Origin of the sequence: Nocardioides sp. (assembly GCF_035697785.1) — a bacterium.
Lineage (GTDB): Bacteria > Actinomycetota > Actinomycetes > Propionibacteriales > Nocardioidaceae > Nocardioides_B.
Window position 1 is genome coordinate 1 of sequence record NZ_DASSCL010000076.1, and the last position, 5397, is coordinate 5397.

The 5397-nt window shown below is 70.0% G+C and carries 4 protein-coding genes; 2 read left to right on the forward strand and 2 right to left on the reverse strand.

Features of this window, described 5'->3' with window-relative positions:
* Positions 1-1276 (forward strand): class I tRNA ligase family protein (locus VFH10_RS07975; RefSeq protein ID WP_325127584.1); only part of this gene is annotated, 1276 nt, incomplete at its 5' end.
* Positions 1277-1402: 126 nt separating this feature from the next.
* Entirely contained in the window at positions 1403-2365 is a 963-nt protein-coding gene (locus VFH10_RS07980) for a hypothetical protein (RefSeq protein WP_325127585.1), read from the forward strand.
* 31 nt (positions 2366-2396) lie between these two features.
* Here the strand turns inward: VFH10_RS07980 and VFH10_RS07985 are convergent, their stop codons facing one another.
* On the reverse strand, positions 2397-4307 hold the full coding sequence (locus VFH10_RS07985) for a M3 family metallopeptidase (protein WP_325127586.1): 1911 nt from the start codon (positions 4305-4307) through the stop codon (positions 2397-2399).
* A gap of 235 nt (positions 4308-4542) precedes the next feature.
* Positions 4543-5397, reverse strand: an 855-nt coding sequence (clpX, locus tag VFH10_RS07990; RefSeq protein WP_325127587.1) for an ATP-dependent Clp protease ATP-binding subunit ClpX, incomplete at its 5' end; no start/stop codon positions are given.

A 5397-nucleotide genomic window follows, 5' to 3' on the forward strand; every position in this document is an offset into this window, starting at 1 on the left:
CGACAACTGGGTCGGAGGGCTCAACGGCGACTGGCTGGTCTCGCGTCAGCGCTTCTTCGGCATCCCGTTCCCGGTCTGGTACCCGCTCGACGCCGAGGGCGAGCCCGACTACACCCGCCTGCTGCTGCCGACCGAGGCCGAGCTGCCGGTCGATCCGTCGACCGACACCCCCGGCGGCTACGAGCCCTCACAGCGTGGCAAGCCGGACGGCTTCATCGGCGACCCGGACGTGATGGACACCTGGGCCACCTCCTCGCTCACCCCGCAGATCGCCGGTCGCTGGGAGACCGACGACGACCTGTTCCAGCGGGTCTTCCCGATGGACCTCGCGACCCAGGCCCATGACATCATCCGGACCTGGCTCTTCTCCCGCGTCGTCCGCGCCCACTTCGAGCAGGGCGTCGCCCCGTGGCGGACCGCGATGGTGTCCGGGTTCATCGTCGACGAGGACCGCAAGAAGCTCTCCAAGTCCAAGGGCAACGCCATCGTCCCGACGGAGATCCTCGACAGGTTCGGTTCCGACGCGGTCCGGTGGCGCGCGGCCGTCGCCCGTCCGGGACTGGACTCGCCGTTCGACGAGACCCAGATGAAGGTCGGCCGCCGGTTGGCGATGAAGGTGCTCAACGCCTCGAAGTTCGTGCTCGGCAGCGTGGGCGCGACGACGTTGCAGCCTTCGGCGGTGAGCGAGCCGGTCGACTGCGCGATGCTCGGCGGCCTGGCCACCGTCATCGCGCGGGCCACCAACGCCTTCGAGGCCTACGACTACACGACCGCGCTCGAGGTCACCGAGAAGTTCTTCTGGGAGTTCTGCGACGACTACCTCGAGCTGGTCAAGGAGCGGGCGTACGGCGCCCGCGGTGACGACGCCGCCTCCTCGGCGAAGGCCGCGCTGGCGATCGCCCTGCACGCACAGCTGCGACTGCTCGCGCCGTTCCTGCCCTACGTGACCGAGGAGGTCTGGTCGTGGTGGCAGGAGGGTTCGGTGCACCGGCAGCCCTGGCCCACCGCCGGTGACCTCGGCTCCGCCGCGTCCGCCGACCCGGCCATGCTCGGCGCCGTCGCCGCGGTGCTCACCGGGGTCCGCGGCGCCAAGTCGCAGGCCAAGGTCAAGATGCGCACCGAGCTGTCGTCGGTGACCGTCTCCGGTCCCGCCGAGCAGCTCCAGGCCGCCGAGCGGGCCGCCGACGACATCCGCGCCGCGGGCGTCATCACCGGCGACCTCTCCTTCACGCCCTCCGACCACGCCGAGATCACCGTCGACGCCGAGATCGCCTGAGCCACAACGATTCGTCTGCGGTCTATGGGGTGATTCTCGGAGGCGGACCGCAGACGAATCCGCTTGTGAGTCGCGCCCTGTGGACGACCGAGCGCACGACGCCCGCCCGAGTACGACGATGCGGGGATGGCCCCAGCAGCAGCGACCCGTCGCCGTGAGCGACTCGACTCCGTCGCCCAGCTCCTCGCCCGTCAGGTCGGGGTGGTCCACCGCAGCCAGCTCTACGACGCCGGCTGGAGCGTCGAGCAGGTGCGCCACGAGATCGACACGGGCCGGTGGCACCAGCTCGCTCCGTCGGTCGTCGCCCTGCAGACCGGCCCGCTGTCGCACGAGCAGCGACTCTGGCTCGGCGTCCTGCACGCCGGACGTGGAGCCGTGCTCTCCCACCTCACCGCGTGCGTGACGGCCGGGTTGCGCTGGACCGCCCCGGCCACGGTCGACGTACTCACACCGAAGGGCGACCTGGTCCTGCCCCTGCCCGGCTACACCTTCCGGCAGACGCGCCGGCCCTATGCCTACTGGGTCGACCCCGACTCGAGGCTGCCCAGGCTCCGGATCGAGCACGCCGCGTTGCTCGCCGCGGAGCGCGACCGCTCGATCCGGCGAGGCATCGGGCTGCTGGCGGCCGTCGTCCAGCAGGGTCTCAGCACACCCGACCGCCTTGCCACCGCGGTCCTGCAGATCCGCAAGCTGCGCCACAAGGCGCACTTCACCCTGGCGCTCGGCGACATCGAAGGCGGCGCCCAGTCGTTCGCCGAGATCGACGTCGGGCGGCTGTGCGCCGAGGCCGGGCTGCCGCGGCCCGACCGGCAGGTGCTGCGCCGGGACCGCGACGGCCGGCGCCGCTACCTCGACTGCGAGTGGCACCTCCCGGACGGTCGGATCGTGGTGCTGGAGATCGATGGCTCGTTCCACATGCGCACCGAGCACTGGTGGCAGGACATGCAGCGTGAGCGCTCCGTCGTACTGTCCGGGCGGTCGGTGCTGCGCTGCTCGAGCGTCGAGCTCCGGCTGGATCCGTGGTCGATCGTCCGCGACCTCGTCGAGATCGGCGTGCCCGACGGATTCGTCTGCGATCCTCCCGCGTGAATCACCCCATAGAGCGCAGACGAATCGTTGTTCAGCGTTGGAGCCAGGCCTCGAAGGCGTCGAAGTTGTAGGGGCGGCCGAGGAAGTCCGCGACCAGGTCGGCGGCGTCCTTGCTACCCCCGGCGGCGAGGATCCGGTCGCGGTAGCGGTGGGCGACCTCGGTGTCGAACAGGTCGTCGGGGTCGAAGGCGGAGAACAGGTCCTTCGCGATCACCAGGCTCCACATGTACGTGTAGTAGCCGGACCCGTAGCCGTGCAGGTGCCCGAACGACGCGTGGAAGTGCGTGTCCGGGACGTAGCCGAAGAGGTCGTACTTCGCCTGCATCTCCTTCATCGCGGAGGTGAGGTCGTCGGGGACCTGATGGTGCAGGTGGTACGACGTCGCCGCGTAGAACATCTGGGTCCGGGCGTAGTAGCCCTTGCCGAACTCGTTGGCCGCGCGCATCTTCGCGACCAGCTCGGCCGGGATCGGCTCGCCGTCGGCGTTCGTGGCGAAGGTCTGCAGGACGTCGGCGTCCCAGGCCCACTCCTCGAGCATCTGCGACGGCGCCTCGACGAAGTCCCACTCGGTCGCGACCCCGGAGAACCGGGTCCAGTCGTGCCGGCCGGCGAGCACGTGGTGCACCAGGTGGCCGAACTCGTGGAACAGCGTGACGACGTGGTCGTGCTCCATCAGGCCGCGCGAGAAGTTGCAGACCAGCACGCCCTCGGCGAGCTGGCGGTCGCGGATGCCGGGGACCAGGTCGAACTGCGCGGCGTGGGAGTACTTCCCGGCCCGGGGGTGCAGGTCCAGGTGGATCCGGCCGAGCCGGTCACCGTTGCGCATCACGTCGTAGGACGCGACGTCCTCGTGCCAGGTCGGCGCGTCCACCTCGACGTACTCGATGTCGAACAGCCGGCCGGTCACCGCGAGCAGTCCGGCCCGCACCTTCGTGAAGTCGAAGTAGGTGCGCACCTCCTGGGCGTCGACGTCGAAGTTCTCCCGCCGGATCACCTCCGCGTAGTACGACGCGTCCCGCCCGTCGACCGCGTCGACGTCGGGGTGGTCCTGCCGCAGCCGGGTGAGGAGGACGTCCATGTCTCGCCGGCCGGGGGCCTCGGCGGCGTCCGCGATCCGGTCGATGAACTCGGGGATCGCCGAACCCTTGCCAATCATCTTCACCTCGGCGTCGTACGACGGCCAGTCCGCGTAGCCGAGCAGCCGAGCGTGCTCGTGACGCAGCTCGAGGAGCTCCTTGAGCACCGCGTCGTTCTCGGGCCAGGCCCGATTACGGAACTCGTGCAGCAGGGCCGCCCGCGCGTCGCGGTCGCGCCCGAAGGTCATGAACGGCACGTAGTCGGGATACTCCGTCGTGATCGTGACGGCGCCGTCCTCCCCCGGCTGGTGAGCCTCGACGTAGTCAGTGGGCAGTCCGTCGAGCTGCTCCGGGGAGACGCTGATCGTGCGCACGCCGTCGCGGATGTTCTTGCCGAACGTCTGGCCGACCTCGGTCTCCCGCTCCGACAGCTCCCGGATCCGGGCCCGGACGTCGTCGTCCTGGTCGACGCCGGCGCGCCGGAAGTCACGAAGGGCCAGGCTCAGCACTCGTCGGGCGGCCTCGTCGAGCGCGGCCGGGTCCACGCCGTCGAGCACCTCGAACAGCTCGCGGTCGAGACCGATCTCGGTCAACAGCTTGTGCGCGGCCTGCTCCGCGCGCTCGCCGCGGTTCCGGACCGCCTCGTCGGGGTGGACGTTGGAGAGCAGGGACGCGGCGGCGAACGCGTTGGACAGGGCGAGGTTGACGTCGTTCCAGAGGGACAGCGTGGACTCCGCGTCGCGGCCTCCCTGCTTAAGGTCCTCGACGAGCGAGGCGGCCCGGCCGAGCTCGGCGTCGCAGCGCTCTCCCAGCCACCCCTCCCAGTCGGACTCGGGCAGGGACAGGGGCGCCAGGTGGGGGGTCACGCGGCGAGCCTAGTCAGCAGGTGGGGTCCGTCCAAGCGGATTCGCGATGGGGCACCTACAGGTCCGCGCGGCACGCCCGGCCGACGTCCCGGGTCGCTGCGGCGGCGCGTCGGCCGGACACCGAGTGCCTGACTGAGAGGGGCGCCGGCCGCCGCGGCCAAGCCGCTTGACGCTCCCCCGGTACGCCGTCCAGCCGCACCGCACTGACGTGACGGTGCTCCGCTCGACGAAATCGTCAGGCGGACTTCTTCTTCTTGGCTTCCGGCTCTCGCGGGACGAGGGTCGGGTTCACGTTGTCGCTGACGACCTCGCCGGTCACGACCACCTTGGCGACGTCCTCGCGCGAGGGCACGTCGTACATCACGTGGAGGAGGACCTCCTCGATGATGGCGCGCAGGCCGCGGGCGCCGGTGCCGCGCACCATCGCCAGGTCGGCGACGGCGTCGACGGCGTCGTCGGTGAACTCGAGCTCCACACCGTCGAGATCGAACAGCTTCTGGTACTGCTTGATCAGCGCGTTGCGCGGCTCGGTGAGGATCTGGACCAGCGCCTCGCGGTTGAGCTTGTCGACGGTGGCGATCACCGGGAGCCGGCCGATGAACTCGGGGATCAGGCCGAACTTGAGCAGGTCCTCGGGCATGACCTCGGAGAAGATCCGCTCCATGTCGCGCTCGGCCTTGCTCGGCAGGTCGGCGCCGAAGCCGAGGGTCTTCTTGCCGATCCGCTGCTCGACGATGTGCTCGAGCCCGGAGAACGCTCCACCGACGATGAACAGGATGTTCGTCGTGTCGATCTGGATGAACTCCTGGTGCGGGTGCTTGCGCCCACCCTGCGGCGGCACGGAGGCGGTGGTGCCCTCGAGGATCTTGAGCAGCGCCTGCTGCACGCCCTCGCCGGAGACGTCACGCGTGATCGAGGGGTTCTCCGCCTTGCGGGCCACCTTGTCGATCTCGTCGATGTAGATGATCCCGGTCTCGGCCTTCTTGACGTCGTAGTCGGCGGCCTGGATCAGCTTGAGCAGGATGTTCTCGACGTCCTCGCCGACGTAGCCGGCCTCGGTGAGCGCGGTCGCGTCAGCGATCGCGAACGG

Coding starts and splice junctions, on each gene's coding strand:
- VFH10_RS07980 (WP_325127585.1), top strand. CDS start 1,403: ATGGCCCCAGCAGCAGCGACCCGTCGCCGTGAGCGACTCGACTCCGTC.